This is a genomic window from Azospirillum rugosum (genome assembly GCF_017876155.1).
In the GTDB taxonomy this organism is placed as follows: Bacteria; Pseudomonadota; Alphaproteobacteria; order Azospirillales; family Azospirillaceae; genus Azospirillum; species Azospirillum rugosum.
The window spans coordinates 1-17,087 of record NZ_JAGINP010000046.1 but is presented as its reverse complement, the minus strand read 5'-3'; the positions used below and the strand labels follow the sequence as shown (position 1 = coordinate 17,087).

General features: G+C 67.6%; 18 protein-coding genes. 11 read left to right on the top strand and 7 right to left on the bottom strand.

Annotation, left to right across the window (positions count from 1 at the left end):
- Positions 1-234 precede the first annotated feature (234 nt).
- The 7 genes from J2851_RS34905 to J2851_RS34875 form a co-directional block, all read right to left on the bottom strand.
- The gene (locus J2851_RS34905) at positions 235-1,518 is read right to left on the bottom strand and encodes a TRAP transporter large permease (RefSeq protein WP_209773836.1); all 1,284 of its coding nucleotides are present in this window, start codon (positions 1,516-1,518) and stop codon (positions 235-237) included.
- The gene (locus J2851_RS34900; protein WP_209773834.1) at positions 1,509-2,048 is read right to left on the bottom strand and encodes a TRAP transporter small permease; all 540 of its coding nucleotides are present in this window, start codon (positions 2,046-2,048) and stop codon (positions 1,509-1,511) included. The genes J2851_RS34905 and J2851_RS34900 overlap by 10 nt, the downstream gene beginning before the upstream one ends.
- A 239-nt stretch (positions 2,049-2,287) precedes the next feature.
- A complete protein-coding gene (locus J2851_RS34895; RefSeq protein WP_209773833.1) occupies positions 2,288-3,277 on the bottom strand; it encodes a TRAP transporter substrate-binding protein in 990 nt (329 codons plus the stop codon).
- Positions 3,278-3,343: 66 nt separating this feature from the next.
- Positions 3,344-3,679, bottom strand: a complete 336-nt coding sequence (locus J2851_RS34890; protein WP_209773830.1) for a cupin domain-containing protein — start codon at positions 3,677-3,679, stop codon at positions 3,344-3,346.
- 17 nt (positions 3,680-3,696) lie between these two features.
- Complete coding sequence (gene kduD, locus J2851_RS34885; protein ID WP_281416138.1) at positions 3,697-4,455, bottom strand: 2-dehydro-3-deoxy-D-gluconate 5-dehydrogenase KduD; 759 nt, start codon at positions 4,453-4,455, stop codon at positions 3,697-3,699.
- 14 nt (positions 4,456-4,469) lie between these two features.
- Positions 4,470-5,306, bottom strand: coding sequence for a 5-dehydro-4-deoxy-D-glucuronate isomerase (gene kduI / locus J2851_RS34880; RefSeq protein ID WP_209773827.1), 837 nt, complete (start codon positions 5,304-5,306; stop codon positions 4,470-4,472).
- An 11-nt stretch (positions 5,307-5,317) separates the two neighbouring features.
- Positions 5,318-6,079, bottom strand: coding sequence for a GntR family transcriptional regulator (locus J2851_RS34875; protein WP_209773825.1), 762 nt, complete (start codon positions 6,077-6,079; stop codon positions 5,318-5,320).
- A gap of 400 nt (positions 6,080-6,479) precedes the next feature.
- Here J2851_RS34875 and J2851_RS34870 point away from each other — a divergent pair, with 400 nt between their 5' ends.
- The 11 genes from J2851_RS34870 to J2851_RS34820 all read left to right on the top strand — a co-directional run bounded on the left by J2851_RS34870 (position 6,480) and on the right by J2851_RS34820 (position 16,683).
- Positions 6,480-6,890, top strand: a complete 411-nt coding sequence (locus J2851_RS34870; protein WP_209773823.1) for a hypothetical protein — start codon at positions 6,480-6,482, stop codon at positions 6,888-6,890.
- A 103-nt stretch (positions 6,891-6,993) separates the two neighbouring features.
- Complete coding sequence (locus tag J2851_RS34865) at positions 6,994-7,227, top strand: hypothetical protein (RefSeq protein WP_209773820.1); 234 nt, start codon at positions 6,994-6,996, stop codon at positions 7,225-7,227.
- A gap of 394 nt (positions 7,228-7,621) precedes the next feature.
- Positions 7,622-8,323 (top strand): GntR family transcriptional regulator, encoded by a 702-nt coding sequence (locus tag J2851_RS34860; RefSeq protein ID WP_209773817.1) that lies wholly within the window; start codon positions 7,622-7,624, stop codon positions 8,321-8,323.
- Between the two features lie 19 nt (positions 8,324-8,342).
- Positions 8,343-9,812 carry a mannitol dehydrogenase family protein gene (locus tag J2851_RS34855; RefSeq protein ID WP_209773815.1) on the top strand — a complete coding sequence of 490 codons (1,470 nt, stop codon included), beginning with the start codon at positions 8,343-8,345 and terminating at the stop codon, positions 9,810-9,812.
- A 182-nt stretch (positions 9,813-9,994) separates the two neighbouring features.
- Entirely contained in the window at positions 9,995-11,011 is a 1,017-nt protein-coding gene (locus J2851_RS34850; protein WP_209773806.1) for a Zn-dependent oxidoreductase, read from the top strand.
- A 37-nt stretch (positions 11,012-11,048) separates the two neighbouring features.
- Positions 11,049-12,062, top strand: coding sequence for a TRAP transporter substrate-binding protein (locus J2851_RS34845; RefSeq protein ID WP_209773798.1), 1,014 nt, complete (start codon positions 11,049-11,051; stop codon positions 12,060-12,062).
- Positions 12,063-12,121: 59 nt separating this feature from the next.
- Complete coding sequence (locus tag J2851_RS34840; RefSeq protein ID WP_209773796.1) at positions 12,122-12,646, top strand: TRAP transporter small permease; 525 nt, start codon at positions 12,122-12,124, stop codon at positions 12,644-12,646.
- A complete protein-coding gene (locus J2851_RS34835) occupies positions 12,646-13,923 on the top strand; it encodes a TRAP transporter large permease (protein WP_209773794.1) in 1,278 nt (425 codons plus the stop codon). Before J2851_RS34840 ends, J2851_RS34835 begins: the two co-directional genes overlap by 1 nt.
- Before the next feature lie 32 nt (positions 13,924-13,955).
- The gene (gene uxuA / locus J2851_RS34830) at positions 13,956-15,152 is read left to right on the top strand and encodes a mannonate dehydratase (protein ID WP_209773791.1); all 1,197 of its coding nucleotides are present in this window, start codon (positions 13,956-13,958) and stop codon (positions 15,150-15,152) included.
- A gap of 20 nt (positions 15,153-15,172) precedes the next feature.
- Positions 15,173-16,252: an Ldh family oxidoreductase gene (locus tag J2851_RS34825; protein WP_209773789.1), complete on the top strand. Its 1,080-nt coding sequence runs from the start codon at positions 15,173-15,175 to the stop codon at positions 16,250-16,252.
- 239 nt (positions 16,253-16,491) lie between these two features.
- Positions 16,492-16,683, top strand: coding sequence for a hypothetical protein (locus tag J2851_RS34820; RefSeq protein WP_209773786.1), 192 nt, complete (start codon positions 16,492-16,494; stop codon positions 16,681-16,683).
- Positions 16,684-17,087 lie beyond the last annotated feature (404 nt).

Genomic DNA, 17,087 nt, shown 5'->3' with positions numbered 1-17,087 from the left:
GGCACGGCGAATCCACGGACAAACAGGATTTCGGTCCTGCTTGGCCGCGGAATGCTCGCGTAACACCCGAAATCCGGCCCTATCGCAAAACCCTCTTGAGGGGAGAGGGGTTGGGGTGAGGGTGGTAAAGCAAGCTTAAATCGCTGAAAGAAAAGTATTTTTCCGCCCTGCCGGGCGTAACGACCCCTCATCCCAACCCTTCTCCCCCAGGGGGAGAAGGGCTTTATGGGCGCCTCAGTGCATCAGCAGGCGCGGCAGCCAGAGCGAGAAGGCCGGGACGTAGGTGACCAGCAGAAGCGCCACGAACAGCGCCCCGTAGAAGGGGGTGATGGAGCGCATGACCTCGCCCACCGACACCTCGCCGATGGCGCAGCCGATGAACTGGGTGGTGCCGACCGGCGGCGTGTTCAGGCCCAGCGCGCAGTTGATCAGCATCACGATGCCGAACTGCACCGGGTCCATCCCGTACTGCATGGCGATGGGCAGGAAGATCGGCGTGCAGATCAGGATCGTGCTCGCCATGTCCATGAAGGTGCCGAGCAGGAACAGGATGATGTTGATCAGCAGGAAGATCACCAGCGGGTTGGTCGACACGCCGGCCAGCAGCTCGCCCGTCAGGTCCGCCACCTCGTAGAGGCCCATCAGGTACTGGAACATCGTCGACACGCCGATCAGCAGCAGGACCACGCCGGTGGTCTTCACCGTCTTGGCCGCAGCGGCCTTGAAGTGGCTCCAGGTCATCGTGCGGTAGACGAAGGTCGTCAGCAGCAGCGCGTAGATCACCGCGATGGAGGCGGACTCCGTCGCCGTGAAGATGCCCGTGGTGATGCCGCCCAGGATGATGAGGACGATCAGCAGGCCCGGCGCCGCGGCGGCCAGCGAACGGGCGGCGATGTGCCAGCCCGGGAAGCTGCCGGCCGGATAGCCGCGCTTGACCGCGACGAAATAGGCCGCACCCAGGTTGCAGACCATCAGCAGGATCGCCGGCATGATGCCCGCCGCGATCAGCGAGCCGATGGACGCCTTGCCGCCCGCGGCCAGCGCGTAGATGATCATGTTGTGGCTGGTCGGCATCAGCGCGCCGACGAGCGCCGCGTGGGTCGTCACGTTGACGGCGTAGTCGGCGTGATAGCCTTCCCGCTTCATCATCGGGATCATCACGGCACCCATGGCCGACACGTCGGCGACGGGGGAGCCGGCGACGCCGCCGAACAGCGTGCAGGCAACCACGTTGGACATGCCGAGGCCGCCGCGGATGTGGCCGACCATGCTCTTGGCGGCGCTGACGATCTTGTCGGCGACACCGCCGTGCAGCATCAGTTCGCCGGAGAACACGAAGAAGGGGATGGCCAGGAACGAGAAGACGTTCATCCCCGACATCATCTGCTGGAAGATGACCGCGACCGGCAGGCCTTCATAGAGGATGGTGCACAGCGCCGACAGGCCGATGGCGAAGGCCACCGGGATACCGAGGATGAGGAAGCCGAAAAAGGTGACGCTCAGAATGGTCAGTTCCATGACGGCTCGACCTCCTCGCCCTTCAGGATGGCGATGATGTGCTCGATGGAGAACAGCACGATGAGGACGCCGGACAGGACCAGCGGGACGTAGCGCACCGCTTCCGACACGTGCAGATTCGGGATGGAGTAGGACAGGACCGAACTGCCGAGCAGCCAGCCGTTGTAGGCCATGGCGGCGCCGAAGCAGGCGACCAGCGCGTGGATGACGATCTCCAGCTTGCGCCGCGGCCCGTCGGGCAGCAGCACCAGCAGGCTTTCCAGCCCGATGTGGCCGGCGTCGCGCACGCCCACGGCCGCCCCGATCAGCGTGACGTAGAGGACCAGCAGGATCGCCAGACTCTCCGCCCAGGTCGGGGAGTTGTTCAGCACGTAGCGGCCGAACACCTGATAGAACACCACCGCGACGATCATCAGCAGACCGGCGATGGCGATGTACATGCCGCCGCGGGCCAGCCGCGCGTTGATGCGGGTCAGCAAGCCGGCGCTGTGCGGCGGGCTGACGTCCATTGCTTGCAGCTCAATATCCATGCCGCACTGCTCCCCATAGGTGCGCGGGGCGGTCGGGTGGGCGCGGGCCTTAGGAAAGCCCTTCTCCCCTTGGGGGAGAAGGGTTGGGATGAGGGGTCGTTACCGCCGGAAGGCGGGAAGAATGTTACCGGCCGGCAATGCCGGCGCCACCCTCACCCCAACCCCTCTCCCATCAAGGGAGAGGGGCTTTAAGCGTCCTCGCAATTCCCACCCGACGCGCCGCCGCGCGTCGCCCGTGCTTACTTCGTTTCCTGGATGCGCTGGACGAGGCCCTGCAGCTTCGGCGTGTTCGCGAACTTGGCGTAGACGGGCTTCATCGCGTCGATGAATTCCTGCTTGTTCGTGACCTCGACGATCTGCGCGCCGGCCTTGACGACCACGTCCTTGGACTGCTTCTCACGCTCGTCCCACAGCTTGCGCATGTAGGGGACGGACTCCTTGGCGGCCTTGCGGATCATCGCCTGGTCGTCCTTCGACAGGCGGTCCCACACGACCTTGGAGAAGACCAGCACTTCCGGCGCCATGGCGTGCTCGGTCAGCGTGAAGTACTTCGCCGCCTCGAAGTGGCGGGAGGATTCGTAGGACGGGTAGTTGTTCTCCGCCGCGTCGACGATGCCGGTCTTCAGCGCGGTGTAGACCTCGCCGAAGGGCATCGGCGTGGCGTTGGCGCCCAGCGCCTGGATCATCGCGACGAACAGGTCGGACTGCTGCACGCGGATCTTGGCGCCCTTCATGTCGGCCAGCGTCTTGTAGGGCTTGGCCGCCGAGTACATGCTGCGCGAGCCGCTGTCGTAGAAGGCCAGCCCGACCATGCCCTGGGCTTCCATGGCGGCCAGGATCTCGTCGCCGATCGGGCCGTCCAGCACCTGGCGCATGTGCTCGGTCGAGCGGAAGATGAAGGGCAGGGCGGTGACCATCGTCTCCGGCACGACGTTGTTCAGCGGCGCGACGTTGATGCGCATCATGTCGAGCCCGCCGATCTTCAGCTGCTCGATGGTGTCCTTCTCGGTGCCGAGCGCGCCGTTGGGGAACACCTTGACGCCCAGCTTGCCGTTGGAGCGCTCGGCGACCAGCTTGCCGACGTAGCGGACCGCTTCGACGGTCGGGTAGTCGGTCGGGTGGATGTCGGCGGAGCGGAAGTCGCGCGCCACGACCGGCGTCGCCAGCATGGTGCAGGCGGCGCAGGCCGCGAGAAGGGCGGCGCGGACGCCGCGAAGGGAGAGGTGCATTGCGTATCCTCCTGTTCCTGAAGCCAGTTCTTTCGGCTGGACTTGTGCGTTGAAGAAAGGCAGCGCTTAAGCGAGGAAGTCCTCGCGGGGCGGGGTGAAGATGTCGAGCAGGGTGCCGGGCTCCAGCGCCACGACGCCGTGCAATGCGTTCGACGGCACCATGTAGCCGTCGCCAACGCCGAGCCGCTGGGTGCGGCCCTCGATGGTCACGTCGAAGGAGCCCTTCTCCACCACCGCGCACTGGACGTGCGGGTGGCGGTGCAGCGGGCCGATGGCGCCGGTTTCGAACTCCACCCGGACCATCATCATCGCGTCGTTGTGGCCCAGGATCTTGCGGCGTACGCCGTCGCCCAGATCCTGCCAGGCCACGGCCTCGTCCATCACGAAGACGTCGGTGCTCATCGCAAATTCTCCTTACGTCAGCGGGCCAGCCAGCCGCCGTCGACCGGCAGGACGGTGCCGTGGACATAGTCGGACGCCGCCGAGGCCAGGAAGACCGCGGGGCCGCCCATGTCGGACGGCGCGCTCCAGCGGCCGGCCGGGATGCGGGCCAGGATCTCGGCGTTGCGCTTCTCGTCGGCGCGCAGCGCGGTGGTGTTGTTGGTCTCCACGTAGCCCGGGGCGATCGCGTTCACGTTGATGCCCTTGCCGGCCCATTCGTTGGCGAGCAGCTTGGTCAGGCCGGCGACGCCGCTTTTCGACGCGGTGTAGGAGGGCACGCGGATGCCGCCCTGGAAGGACAGCATCGACGCGATGTTGATGATCTTGCCCCGGCGCCCGTTGTTGATGACGTAGCGGCCGAAGGCCTGGCAGAGGAAGAAGACCGACTTCAGGTTGACGTCCATCACCGCGTCCCAGTCGGCCTCGGTGAAGTCCAGCGAGTCGGCGCGGCGGATGATGCCGGCGTTGTTCACCAGGATGTCCAGCCCACCCAGCGTGCCCACCGTCTCCTCCACCAGCGTGGGGATCGGGGCGGTGCTGGAGAAGTCGGCGGGCAGGGCGGTGAAGCGCCGCCCCAGCCCTTCCACCTGCGCGCGGGTCTCGTCCGGCGGGGTGCGCCCGGCGGCGGCGATGTCGGCGCCAGCATTGGCCAGCGCGACGGCGATCGCCTGGCCGATGCCCGTGTTGGCGCCGGTGACCAGCGCCACCTTTCCGGTAAGGTCGAAGGGGTTGGTCATCAGGGCTTCCCCCGTCACCGCAGGGTTTCCATGGGGATCATGTCCATGTCGGTGAAGTCCTGGTTGTCGCCGGCCATGGCCCAGATGAAGGTGTAGTTGCGCGTGCCGACGCCGCTGTGGATCGACCAGCTGGGGGAGATCACCGCCTGCTCGTTGGCGACGACGATGTGCCGGGTCCGGTCCGGCTCGCCCATGAAGTGGAAGACGCGCGCCGGGTCGGGCAGGTCGAAGTAGAAATAGACCTCGCAGCGCCGGTCGTGCGTGTGGCACGGCATGGTGTTCCACATGTTGTTCGGCTTCAGCACCGTCATGCCGAGCACGAGCTGCGCCGTCCGGCAGACGTCGGGGTGGATCATCTGGTAGATGGTCCGCTCGTTCGACTGGGCCGGGTCGCCGAGATGCACCGCCTTCGCCTGGGCGATGGAGATCTTCATGGTCTCGAAGCGGGCGTGGGCCGGGGCGCTGTTCAGGTAGAACTTGGCCGGGTTGGCACGGTCCAGGCTTTCGAACCGGACGTCCGTGCTGCCCATGGTGACGTAGAGGCAGTCGCGCGGCTCCAGCTCGTACACCGCCCCGTCGACCGTCACGCGGCCGGGGCCGCCGACGTTGACGACGCCCAGCTCGCGGCGGTCCAGGAAGTTGGGGGAGCCGATGGCCTTGGCCGATTCGAGCTTCAGCGGGCCGGCCACCGGCATCGCGCCGCCGACCACGAAGCGGTCGATGTGGCTGTAGGTCAGGACGACGCCGTCGGCCTTGAAGATCGTCGGGACCAGGAAGTGATCGCGCAGTTCCTCGGTGTCGAAGTTGCGGACGGCGTCGGGATGGGACGCGTGCCGAACGGTGATCTCCATGGTCGGGCTCCTCACGAGGTCTTGTTGGCCGGCGCCGCCTGGGCGCCGGTGAAGTAGAAGGGGTTGGCCCCCTGGGTGTTGGGTATGGCGGACAGAAGCTCGTCCAGGTGCGCCGCCATGCGCTGCTCCGCCAGTGCGGGGTCGCGCTCGGCGATGGCGTCGGCGACGGCCGTGTGCTGGGCGATGACCTGGGCGATGCGGCCCGGCGCCGGCAGGGTCAGTCGGCGGTAGCGGTCGACATGCACCTTCACCTGCTGGGCGAGGCCCCACAGGCCCGGATAGCCGGCGATCTCCGCGATCAGGGAATGGAACTGCTCGTCGGCCTCGTGGAAGCCGTCGAAGTCGCCCGCCGCGTCCATCTCCTGCTGCAGCATCAGGTTGGCGCGCAGGACGGCAATCTGGCTGCGCGTGGCGCGCTGGGCGGCGTGGCGCACGGCGGTGCCTTCCAGGGCGGTGCGGATCACCACGGCCTCCGGCAGCGCGTTCATGGGGATGCGCGCGACGAAGGTGCCGGACTGCGGAAAAATCTCGATCAGCCCGTCGTCGGCCAGCCGAAGCAGCGCCTCGCGCACCGGGGTGCGGCTGACGCCGTAGCTTTCGGCGAGGTGCTTCTCGACGATCGGTTCGCCCGGCGTGCGGCGCATGGCGATGATGTCCGCGCGCAGCGTGCGGTAGATGGTCTGCGTGGCGTTGGCCCGCGATGGCACACGTGGCGCCTTCGCGACGCGCGTTCCGCTGCGCGCCGCCGGCTCCGGCCGGGCGGTGGCATCCATAGATTTCCCCCTTTGGCGGTCCGTGCCCCCCTCTTCCCGCTGGAGGCCGGATCGTTCGTTCGTTGGGCGAAGGATATTAATATATCAGCGCGCGGGCAAGTCTGAAATTGGTGATTGGGCAAACATTTTGCTGGGCATCGCTCGTCCCACGACCCGCCCCGGTTGTTCGGAGGCCCGATGGTGGGATGGACCCGTCTTCGGGCCGTTCGACGTATTGCTCGCCTTCACCGCGATCGAGGGCTTCTTCAGGATTAACGCCTGACCTCCAGAGCTTTAAAATGTTCCAAGATCAAAGTGAGATTTCTATCTCGGGGTCGGAGATATTGCCGTCTCTGATTTTTTTAGATAATGTTTAACGGTAGAGTGACTTATTGCATACTACTGGATGTGGAGTCTTGAAATGATCTTAAGAACGATGATGCGGGTGGTGCCGGCCTTATGCCTCGTCCTTGGTTTTAACGTCGGTTCGGCACATGCGGAAGCCAATCTCACGGGGTACTGGTCTGGCACGAACACCGCGAGCCAAGTGCCCGGAAAGACCGCCAACGTCACCTTCTTTCTTCGGCAGCAGAGGGACGGCACGGTGATCGGCGGTTACGTCGCGTCGACCGGTGTGTACGGCACCGGGACTGGGAAGTTTTCCGGTAACACCGGCACCATGTCGTGGATCAACACATCGCCGTACTGCGTCGGCGAATACAGCAACACCTACACCATCGCTGCTGATGGCAGCCTTTCATGGACCTACAACGGCAAGGACTGCCTGGGGGACGAAACGGGAAGCGGGACGGCCAAACCGGTCGTGCAGTGATCCTGAGGCCTAAGCGCGGGCGGTGACCGTGTGCCGTGGGCGGAGCGATTTTCAGCTTCCCCGCGGCACCGATGCTCGCTAAAGCGGATTGAGCGCGGAAGGCATGCTGGCCGCGATCAGCATCGAGGTGTCCACCTCCGCCGCCGTGTCTCCGGCTTCTGCCGAACCGGTGCTCCTTCCTGTTTTGCAGCGGGACAAGTCCGCCGCTGTGATCGTCATGGACACCCTGTCGGACCATCAGCGGGCCGACATCCTGTACACCATTGAAGCCGCTGTCATCGCCGTCCGCTTCCAATCGCGCGACTCATCCGGCCTCTCTCCCATCGAGCCGGGCTGATCCAAGATCAAGGGCATTTTGCGCACCAAAGAGGCCCGCGCCGTCGATGCCCTCGCGGCCAACGACGCCAATGCGTGGCTCAAGCTTTGCGCCGATCCGAATCCAAGCTGACCGGAAATCCACTTTCGGGATTCGGCGCACACTGGACCTGGACGACACGGTTTCATCGTCATCCCCGCGAAAGCGGGACTCCAGGGCACATCAGGCGCGATGGTGGCGCTCTGGCCACTGCAGGTCAGCGCCGATGCGTTATGGCGGGAGTAACGAATACCCGGTCCGCCGGAGATGGTTTGTTTATGCGACCGACCTTTCACCAAATGGTGGGGCTTGCCAGCAATCCGTACTCGTGGCACACTAGTATGCAAGTTCAGGCGAAGAACTCCTTAAGGAACTTATGCCCGCCACCGTGACTCCCTCCGCGACACCGGCGTCTGACCGGCCCAGCCCCCGGCAGCACGGCGTCTATGACGCCCTGCGCGCCGCGGTGCTGTGCGGCGACATGCGCCCGGGGGAGGGGATTTCGGAAACGCGCGTGGCCGCCCGCTTCGGCGTCAGCCGCACGCCGGTGCGGGAGGCCTTCCGCCGGCTGGCCGACGAGGGGCTGCTGCGCATCGTGCCGCAGGTCGGCACCTTCGTGGCGCCGATCCAGCTGAGCGCCGTCGCCGACAGCCAGTTCATCCGCGAAACGCTGGAGTGCCGCACCGTGCGCCTCGCCGCGGAGCGGGCGGGGGAGGCGGACGTCGCGGCGCTGGCCGGGCTGATGGACCGCCAGCGCGCGGCCATGGCGTCCGACCGGCACGAGGAGTTCTTCACGCTCGACGAGGCCATGCACGCGGAATTGATCCGCATCGCCGGCCGCCCGGCGGTGTGGGATCTGCTGGTCACCGTCAAGGCGCAGCTCGACCGGGTGCGGGTGCTGTCGCTGCACAGCGAAGGCTGGGCGACCATGATCCTGACCCAACACGAGCGCATCGTGGACCGGGTCGCCGCGCGCGACGCCGCCGGGGCGGAGGACGCCATGCGGGAGCATCTGCGCACCGTCTTCGCCGCGGTGGACGACATCGCCCAGGCCAACAGCCACTTCTTCGAAAAATAGCCGTCATGCGGAGTCCTTCATGCGTTTGAGCCCCGACACGTTGTCCTCGCTGCGTCCCGGCGTCTCCCTGCCGGGCTACGACCGCGGCGCGCTCACGACCGGGATCGTCCACCTGGGAATCGGCGCCTTCCACCGGGCGCATCAGGCGGTCTACACCGACGGCGTGCTGGCCCGCAGCTTCGGTCCTTGGGGAATCGCCGGCGTCAGCCTGCGCAGCCCCGACACGCGCGACGCGCTGGCGCCGCAGGGCGGGCTCTACACCGTGGCGGTCCGCGACGCGGCCGGGGAGCGGCTGCGGGTCGTCGGCTCGGTGACCGAACTGCTGGTGGCGCCGGAGGACCCCGCGGCGGTGCTGGAACGGCTGACCCGCCCGTCGGTCCGGGTGGTGTCCCTGACCGTGACGGAGAAGGGTTACTGCCACGATCCGGCGACCGGCGCCCTGAACGAGGACCATCCGGACATCGTCCACGACCTCGCCAACCCCGGCAACCCGCGCAGCGTGCCCGGCTTCCTGGTGGAGGCGCTGGCCCGCCGCCGCGCCGCGGGGGTGGAGCCCTTCACGGTGCTGAGCTGCGACAACCTGCCGAGCAACGGCGACACGGCGGCCGGCATCCTGCGCCGCTACGCGTCCTTGCGCGATCCGGGGCTGGGGAACTGGTTCGCCGACACGGTGGCCTGCCCGAACAGCATGGTGGACCGCATCGTGCCGGCCACCACCGACGCCGACCGCGACCGCGTGTCCGACCTGCTCGGCCTGCGCGACGCCTGGCCGGTGGTGACCGAGCCCTTCACCCAATGGGTCATCGAGGACCGCTTCCCCACCGGCCGCCCGGCCTGGGATTGGGAAGGGGCGGAACTGGTCGCCGACGTCCACCCTTACGAGACGATGAAGCTGCGCCTGCTGAACGGCAGCCACTCCACGCTCGCCTACCTCGGCTATCTGGCCGGCTACGAGACGGTGTCCGACGCCATGGCCGACGCCGGCATCGCCCGGCTGGTCCGCGGCCTGATGGACGAGGAGGTGACGCCCACCCTGCGCGTGCCGCCCGGCGCCGACCTCGGCCGCTACAAGGACGCGCTGATCGAGCGGTTCCGCAACCCGGCGCTGCGGCACCGCACCTGGCAGATCGCCATGGACGGCACGCAGAAGCTGCCGCAGCGCCTGCTCGGCACCATCCGCGACCGTCTGGCGGCGGGCGCGCCGATCGACCGTCTGGCGCTCGGCGTGGCGGGCTGGATGCGCTACGTGTCCGGCAGCGACGAGGCCGGCCGGCCGATCGACGTCCGCGACCCCATGGCCGCGCGACTGGCCGAGCTGGCCGCCGAGGCCGGCCCGGTGGCGGATCGTCTGGCGCCCGCCCTGTTCGGCCTGAACGCCGTCTTCGGCGACGACCTGCCGCGCGACCCGCGCTTCACCGGCCCGGTGACGGATGCCCTGAAGCGGCTGTTTGCAGAGGGGGCGCGGGCGACCGTGGCGGGGGTGCCTTAAGGGCGGCGTATTGCCCCCACCCTAACCCTCCCCCGCTGCGCAGGGGAGGGGACTGCCGCCGCTTTGCGCTCAAGTCCCTCCCCTGCGCAGCGGGGGAGGGAGGGACCCGCGAAGCGGGAGGGTGGGGGCAACACGCCTCCACCAAGCCAGCACACCCGAAGTATTGACCCAGGAGACACCCCTTGGTTGCCCTGACCGTTGAAAAACCGCACGTCCTCGCCCTGAAGCCGGAGGCCGCGACCGGCCCCGCGGCGGGAGAGGTGCTGCTGCGGGTGCACCGGGCCGGCATCTGCGGCTCCGACCTGCACATCTACCACGGCTCCAACCCCTTCGCGGTCTACCCGCGCGTCATTGGCCACGAGTTCAGCGGCGAGGTCGAGGCGGTCGGGGAGGGCGTGGCCCATCTGGCGCCCGGCGACCATGTCGTGGTCGATCCGGTGGTGTCCTGCGGGCGCTGCTACGCCTGCCGCGTTGGGCGCACGAACGTCTGCGCCAACCTGGAGGTGTTCGGCGTTCACCGCGACGGCGGCTTCCGCAACCGGCTGACCGTTCCGGCCGCCAACGCCGTGAAGGTCGACCCGAACCTGCCCTACGCCATCGCCGCGCTGGCCGAGCCCTTCTCCATCGCCGCCAACGTGCTGTCGCGCACGGGCATCGACGCCGGCGACACGGTGCTGGTCTACGGCGCCGGCACGGTCGGGCTGACCGTGACGCAGGTCGTCAAGCTGCACGGCGCCCGCTGCATCGTCGCCGACCTGGATGAGGCCCGGCTGGAGCGCGCCCGCGGCTTCGGCGCCGACATGGTCATCAACTCCCGCACCACCTCCGTCCCCGAGGCCGTGCGCGGCGAGAATGACGGGCTCGGCCCCACCATCGTCATCGACGGCGCGGGCGTGCCCGCATTGCTGGAGGAGGCCTGCCGCGTCGCCAGCCCGGCCGGGCGCATCGGGCTTCTGGGCTTCTCCCCGGCCCCCTGCAACATCAGCCAGCAGGAAATTGTGAAGAAGGAGCTGACTCTGGTCGGCTCCCGCCTGAACCGGCGCCTGCTGCCGCAGGTCATCGGCTGGCTGGAGAGCGGGAAGCTGAACCCCGCCGGCATGATCACCCAGACCTTCGCGGCCGACCAGGCCGCCGACGCCTTCAAGCTGATCGAGACCGACCCGTCCAGCACGATCAAGGTCCAGCTCAGCTTCGACTGACCCAAAAAAACGACCGGAATACAGGAGGGAACGCCCCATGGACTTCAAGACCCCCATCTCCCGCCGCGCCTTCGCCGCCGGCCTCGGCACCGCCGGCCTCGGCGCCGCCGCGGCGGGTTCGATCTTCGCCCCGTCGATCGTCCGCGCGCAGTCCAAGACGACGCTGAAGCTCGGCCATCTCGGCAACGAGGACAACGTCTGGCACAAGGCCTCGCTGAAGTTCGCGGAGGAGGTGGCGCAGCGCACCAACGGCGCCATCGAGGTGCGCGTGTTCCCGAACGAGCAGCTGGGCAAGGAAACCGACCTCATCAAGGGCATCCAGCTCGGCACCGTGGACTTCACCATCACCGGCGAGTCCCTGCAGAACTGGGCGCCGAGCGCCGCTCTGCTGGCCGTGCCCTACGCGATCCGCGACCTCGACCACCTGGACAAGGTCGTCAGCGGCCCGACCGGCCAGAAGATCGCCCAGAACATCGAGGAGAAGACGCAGCTCCGCCCGCTGACCTATTTCGCGCGCGGTCCGCGCAACCTGACCTCCAACCGCCCGATCAAGTCGCCGGACGACCTGAACGGCCTGAAGATGCGCGTGCCGAACGTGCCGCTGTTCGTGAAATTCTGGGACTCGCTGGGCGCCAAGCCGACGCCGATGGCCTTCTCCGAGGTCTTCACCGCCTTGCAGAGCCACACCATCGAGGCGCAGGAGAACCCGCTGGCGCTGGTCAAGTCGGCGAGCTTCTTCGAGGTGCAGAAGTACCTGAACCTGACCGAGCACGTGATCAGCTGGATCTATCTGGTCGGCGGCGCCAAGAAGCTGGGCCGCCTGCCGGCCGACCAGCAGAAGGCGATCATGGACGCCGCCAAGGCCGCCCAGGCCCACGAGCGCCAGCTGTTCCTCGCCGACGAGAAGCAGCTCGCCGCCGACCTGAAGGCCAAGGGGATGGAGTTCGTGACGGTGGACAAGGACGCCTTCGCGAAGAAGGGCCGCGACGCGGTCATCGCCGCCCTCGACCCGTCCATCAAGCCGCTCTACGACGAAATCGTCGCGGCGTAGTTCCAAGTCCCCTCTCCCCAGGGGGGAGAGGGGGACACCATCCACCCCGGAGAATACCGATGCGGAGAGTCCTGGCGGTTCTCGTCGCGGGGGCGAGGGCGTTGTGCCGGTACGGCACGCTCGCGGCCTTCGCCGTGCTGATCGGCGTCGTGCTGCTTCAGGTGCTCGGCCGCGTGCCGGGCATCCGGTCCCCGGCCTGGACCGAGGAGGTGGCGCGCTTCGCCCTCGTCTACCTCGTGGCCTTCTCCTGCGGGCTGGCGCTGCTGCGCGGGGAACTGGTCAATGTCGACCTGTTCGTGGCGCCGCTCTCGGAACGGGCGCGCCGCGTCGTGGACCGCTTCGTGGACGTCGTCGTTCTGGTCTTCTCGCTGGCGATCATCCCCGGCGCCTGGGACTACGTCGTCGGCAGCTTCGGCGAGCGGGCGCGGTCCATCGACCTGCCGATGGTCGGGGTCTACGTGGTGGCGCTGATCATCCCGGTGTCGCTGGCCTTCTTCTCCATCGCACGGCTGCTCGGCTTCGCGCCCACCGGACAAATTGGACAGCCGGAGCACTACACCATGGAACGCGGGGAACTGGTCTGATGCTGATCGCGGCCTTGTTCGGCAGTTTCGCCATCGCGCTGATCCTCGGCGTGCCGGTCGGCATCGCGCTGGGGCTGTCCTCGGCGGTGTATCTGTTCCTGGCGGACATCGACCTGACGGTCGTGCCGCAGTTCATGTACGCGGGCATGGACAGCTTCGTGCTGCTCTGCATCCCCGGCTTCGTGCTGGCCGGCAACCTGATGAACGGCGGCGGCATCACCGACCAGATCGTGCGCTTCGGCAACGGCCTGGTCGGCCACATCCGCGGCGGGCTGGGGCTGGCCAACGTCACCGGCTCCATGATCTTCGCCGGCATCTCCGGCACGGCGGTGGCCGAGACGGCCTCCATCGGCTCGGTGATGATCCCGGCCATGAGCAAGTCCGGCTACGACAAGGCCTTCTCCGCGGCGGTCACCGCGGCGGCTTCCACCGTCGGGCCGATCATCCCGCCCAGCGTCCCGATGATCATCGTCGGCACGCTGACCGGCTTGTCAGTGGGGAAGATGTTCATGGCCGGCGCGGTGCCGGGCCTGCTGCTCGGCGTGGGCATGATGATCACGGTCTACATCATCGCCCGCAAGCGCGGCTATCCCAAGGGCACGTGGGTCGGCTTCCGGGAGCTGCTCCGCTCCAGCCGCGCCGCCTTCTGGGCGCTGCTGATGACCGCGATCATCCTCTACGGCATCGTCGGCGGCGTCTTCACGCCCACCGAGGCCTCCGTCGTCGCGGCCGTCTACGCCTTCGTCATTGGCCTGTTCGTCTACAAGGGCTTCCGCCTGCGCGACCTGCCCGGCATCATGCTGGAAAGCGCCATCGGCGCCGGCGGGCTGATCCTGCTGGTCGGTCTCGCCAACGTCTTCGGCTGGATCCTGACCAGCGAGCAGATCCCGCAGACCATCGCCGCGGCCATGCTGTCGATGACGACCAACAAGTACGTCATCATCCTGCTGATCAACATCCTGCTGCTGATCGTCGGCACCTTCATGGAGACGATCGCGGCGCTGATCATCCTGTTCCCGCCGCTGCTGGCGGTGGCGACCCAGGTGGGCATCGACCCCATCCACTTCGCCACCTTTGCGGTGCTGAACCTGATGATCGGCCTGACCACGCCGCCGGTCGGCGTCTGCCTGTTCGTCGCGGCGAACATCGCGAAGATTTCGCTGGGCGAGATCAGCAAGGCCATCTGGCCGTTCCTGGTCTGCAACATCATCATTCTTTTCCTGGTGTCCTACATCCCGGCATTGTCGCTCTGGCTGCCGAACCTTCTGTTCCGCTGACCGCGGACGCGTAATTTCGAGGGAGACAAGTCATGGAACAGACCTGGCGCTGGTTCGGTCCGGACGACGTGATCCGGCTCAACCACATCCGGCAGACGGGGGCCACGGGCATCGTCACGGCGCTGCACCAAATCCCCTACGGCGTCGTCTGGTCGGTGGAGGAGATCGAGAAGCGCAAGTCCATGATCGCCGCCGACCCGTCGCTCGGCCTGCGCTGGAGCGTGGTGGAAAGCCTGCCGGTCCACGAATCCATCAAGATCGGCGAAGGGGACCTGAAGCCCCTGTTCGACAACTACCGCCAGTCGCTGCGCAACCTCGCGGCCTGCGGCGTGACGACGGTCTGCTACAACTTCATGCCGGTGCTGGACTGGACGCGCACCGACCTCGCCGCCGCGGTGCCGGGCGGCGGCACCTCGCTGCGCTTCAACGCGCACGAGCACGCGGCCTTCGACGTCTACATGCTCCAGCGCCCGGGCGCGGAGAACGACCACGCGCCGGACGTGCTGGCCCGCGCCCGCGCCTGGTTCGACAAGGCGTCGGAGGACGACAAGAAAAGGCTGCTCGCCAACATCATGGCCGGCCTGCCGGGCGCCTTCGACCGCTACGACATCCCGGGTCTGCGCAAGATGCTCGACCGCTACAAGGGCATGACGCGCGAGTCCTTGAGGGAGACGCTGGCGCAGTTCCTGCGCGAGGTGATCCCGACGGCGGAGGAGGTGGGCGTGCGCATGTGCATCCACCCCGACGACCCGCCGCGCCCGCTGATGGGCCTGCCGCGCATCGTCAGCACCGAGGACGACCTGGACTTCATCGTCAACGTCATCGATTCGGAGGCCAACGGCATCACCTTCTGCACGGGCTCGCTGGGCGCCGGGGCGCAGAACGACGTGCCGGCCATGGCGAAGCGCTTCGCGCCCAAGGTCACCTTCGCCCACCTGCGCAACGTGAAGAAGGAGGCCGACGGCTCCTTCCAGGAGGCCGAGCATCTGGGCGGCGACGTGGACATGGTGTCGGTCGTCACCACTCTGCTGGAGGAGCAGAAAGTCCGCCGGGACGCCGGCAACCCGAACTGGCGCATCCCCTTCCGGCCGGACCACGGGCACGAGCTGCTGGACGATGTCGGCAAGAAGACCCACCCCGGCTACCCGGCCATCGGCCGCCTGCGCGGCCTTGCCGAGATCCGCGGCGTGATGACCGCGGTCGCCTCCATGCGCCAGCTGCCAGTCTGATCGATGGAGTCGTGACCGATATGGAGTCGTTTGAGGACGTCCGAATCCGCCGTCCGGAGCTTGAAAGCTTCGTCGCCGACCTCCTGGAGAAAGCCGGCGCCCGACGGGACGGGGCGGAGGCGACGGCGCGGGCCGTCGTCGACGCCTCCGCCCGCGCCTTCGACACGCACGGGGTGCGGCTGGTGCCGCACTACGTCGAATCGCTGGTCTCGGGCCGGGTGAATGGGGCGCCGGACCTGCGCTTCACCCGGCAGGCCGCGGCCGTCGGGCATCTCGACGCCGACGATGGGCTCGGCCACCTCGCCAGCTACCGCGCGGTGGAGGAGGGCGTCGCCATGGCGCGGGAGACGGGCATCGCCGCGGTGGCCGTGGCCCGCTCCTCCCACCACGGGGCGACGGGCTGCTACACGCTGGCGGCGGCGCGGCAGGGCTTCGCCGCCATTGGCATGACCCACTCCGACGCGATCGTCGTGCCGCACGACGGGCTGAAGCCCTTCAACGGGACCAACCCGATCAGCTTCGCCCTGCCGGTGGCGGGGGAGGAGCCGATGCTGCTGGACATGGCGACCAGCAGCATCCCGCTGAACCGCGTCTTCCTGCGCCGCGCCACCGGCCAGCCGCTGCCGCCGGAGGTCGCGGTCGACAAGGACGGCGCCGTCACCACGGACCCGCACCAAGCCACCGCCCTGATGCCGCTCGGCGGCACGGCCTACGGCTACAAAGGGGCGGGGCTGGCCGCCATGGTGGACATCCTCTGCTCCGCCTTCACCGGCATGGCGCACGGGGCGGCGCTGCCGGCCTTCACCGGGACGGAGGAGTCGCAGCCGGTGTCCCTCGGCCACTTCTTCATCGTCCTGCGGCCGGAGCTGTTCCAGCCGCTCGCCCTGTTCGACGCGCGGGTGGCCGCCTTCCTGGCCGATCTCCGGTCCCAGCCGGCCAAGCCCGGCACCCGCGTCATGGCCCCCGGCGATCCGGAGCGGGACGCCCAGGCGGACCGCCGCGCCAACGGGGTTCCCGTGGACCTGACGACCTGGGACAGCCTGCGGGAGATCGCGGTGCGGCACGGTGTCGCCGTGCCGACGACCGTCCCAAAGGCCTGACGTCGCTTTGTCCTTTCAGGACAGGTGTCGCGACGCGGCGGTGCCTGTCCTTTTCTTTTCACAGGTCCAGCTGACGCTGGGCCGTTCTCTTTTCCTTTGATTCCAGCTGCTTAACCTCGACTCCGCGAACTTTGCCGCGGGGGATGAAAACCTATGGCAAAAACATCACATTCAATTAAAATCAGGAACGCGGCGCAGGCTTGCCAAGGCCGGTGCTCTCACAACAGGGAATGTTTGGGATGAACAGCAGCCACAATCCGCGACACGCCGCCGCCATGCTCTTCCGCGTGGTCGCCGCGAACGGACGCTGCGATGTCCGACCGATCCAGCAGGTGCCGAAAAGCGCCCAGGAGATCGAACTCGAACGTCACCTGCGCGACATCTACGCGCCGCGGGCCACCGACCAGCGCACCTCGACCGTCCGCGCCTGATCCGGAAAAAGCGCAAACGGTCGAAAAAAGCGCTTGCTCGGTTCGGCCGACCGGCCTATATACCGCCTCCCCGGCGCGGCGCTGCTGATGAAGCGGCGAAACGCCAAGGGGAACGGAAGACAAGACGAAGTATCGTCGGGCCAGCGTGAAAACAAAGGCTTGACAGCGCAAGTCGAAGCTTCTAGATACGGCGGCCTCGCCGCGTCGCCCTCGGGGGTTGGACGCCGGCGCCGCAGCGGTTCCTGAGGGGACCGCGGGTTCTTGAACAAGTGGATACCGTGTTGTGAGAAGGGATGCGCAGGCGGCGGCGATGAGCCGTTGTGGTCCGCGGGCTGGTTCCTGGTATGGGATCGGCAAACGCGGGATCGCCTGGAGCATCCTGGTCAAGCAGTATGAGACGTACA

Bases quoted from the DNA above. Each gene is read 5' to 3' on its own strand.
- kduI (WP_209773827.1), bottom strand. From the start codon at position 5,306: ATGGAGATCACCGTTCGGCACGCGTCCCATCCCGACGCCGTCCGCAAC.
- J2851_RS34835 (WP_209773794.1), top strand. From the start codon at position 12,646: ATGCTGATCGCGGCCTTGTTCGGCAGTTTCGCCATCGCGCTGATCCTC.
- J2851_RS34855 (WP_209773815.1), top strand. From the start codon at position 8,343: ATGCGTTTGAGCCCCGACACGTTGTCCTCGCTGCGTCCCGGCGTCTCC.
- J2851_RS34845 (WP_209773798.1), top strand. From the start codon at position 11,049: ATGGACTTCAAGACCCCCATCTCCCGCCGCGCCTTCGCCGCCGGCCTC.
- J2851_RS34860 (WP_209773817.1), top strand. From the start codon at position 7,622: ATGCCCGCCACCGTGACTCCCTCCGCGACACCGGCGTCTGACCGGCCC.
- J2851_RS34900 (WP_209773834.1), bottom strand. From the start codon at position 2,048: ATGGATATTGAGCTGCAAGCAATGGACGTCAGCCCGCCGCACAGCGCC.
- J2851_RS34890 (WP_209773830.1), bottom strand. From the start codon at position 3,679: ATGAGCACCGACGTCTTCGTGATGGACGAGGCCGTGGCCTGGCAGGAT.
- J2851_RS34820 (WP_209773786.1), top strand. From the start codon at position 16,492: ATGAACAGCAGCCACAATCCGCGACACGCCGCCGCCATGCTCTTCCGC.
- J2851_RS34825 (WP_209773789.1), top strand. From the start codon at position 15,173: ATGGAGTCGTTTGAGGACGTCCGAATCCGCCGTCCGGAGCTTGAAAGC.
- kduD (WP_281416138.1), bottom strand. From the start codon at position 4,455: ATGACCAACCCCTTCGACCTTACCGGAAAGGTGGCGCTGGTCACCGGC.
- J2851_RS34905 (WP_209773836.1), bottom strand. From the start codon at position 1,518: ATGGAACTGACCATTCTGAGCGTCACCTTTTTCGGCTTCCTCATCCTC.
- J2851_RS34870 (WP_209773823.1), top strand. From the start codon at position 6,480: ATGATCTTAAGAACGATGATGCGGGTGGTGCCGGCCTTATGCCTCGTC.
- uxuA (WP_209773791.1), top strand. From the start codon at position 13,956: ATGGAACAGACCTGGCGCTGGTTCGGTCCGGACGACGTGATCCGGCTC.
- J2851_RS34840 (WP_209773796.1), top strand. From the start codon at position 12,122: ATGCGGAGAGTCCTGGCGGTTCTCGTCGCGGGGGCGAGGGCGTTGTGC.
- J2851_RS34865 (WP_209773820.1), top strand. From the start codon at position 6,994: ATGCTGGCCGCGATCAGCATCGAGGTGTCCACCTCCGCCGCCGTGTCT.
- J2851_RS34895 (WP_209773833.1), bottom strand. From the start codon at position 3,277: ATGCACCTCTCCCTTCGCGGCGTCCGCGCCGCCCTTCTCGCGGCCTGC.
- J2851_RS34875 (WP_209773825.1), bottom strand. From the start codon at position 6,079: ATGGATGCCACCGCCCGGCCGGAGCCGGCGGCGCGCAGCGGAACGCGC.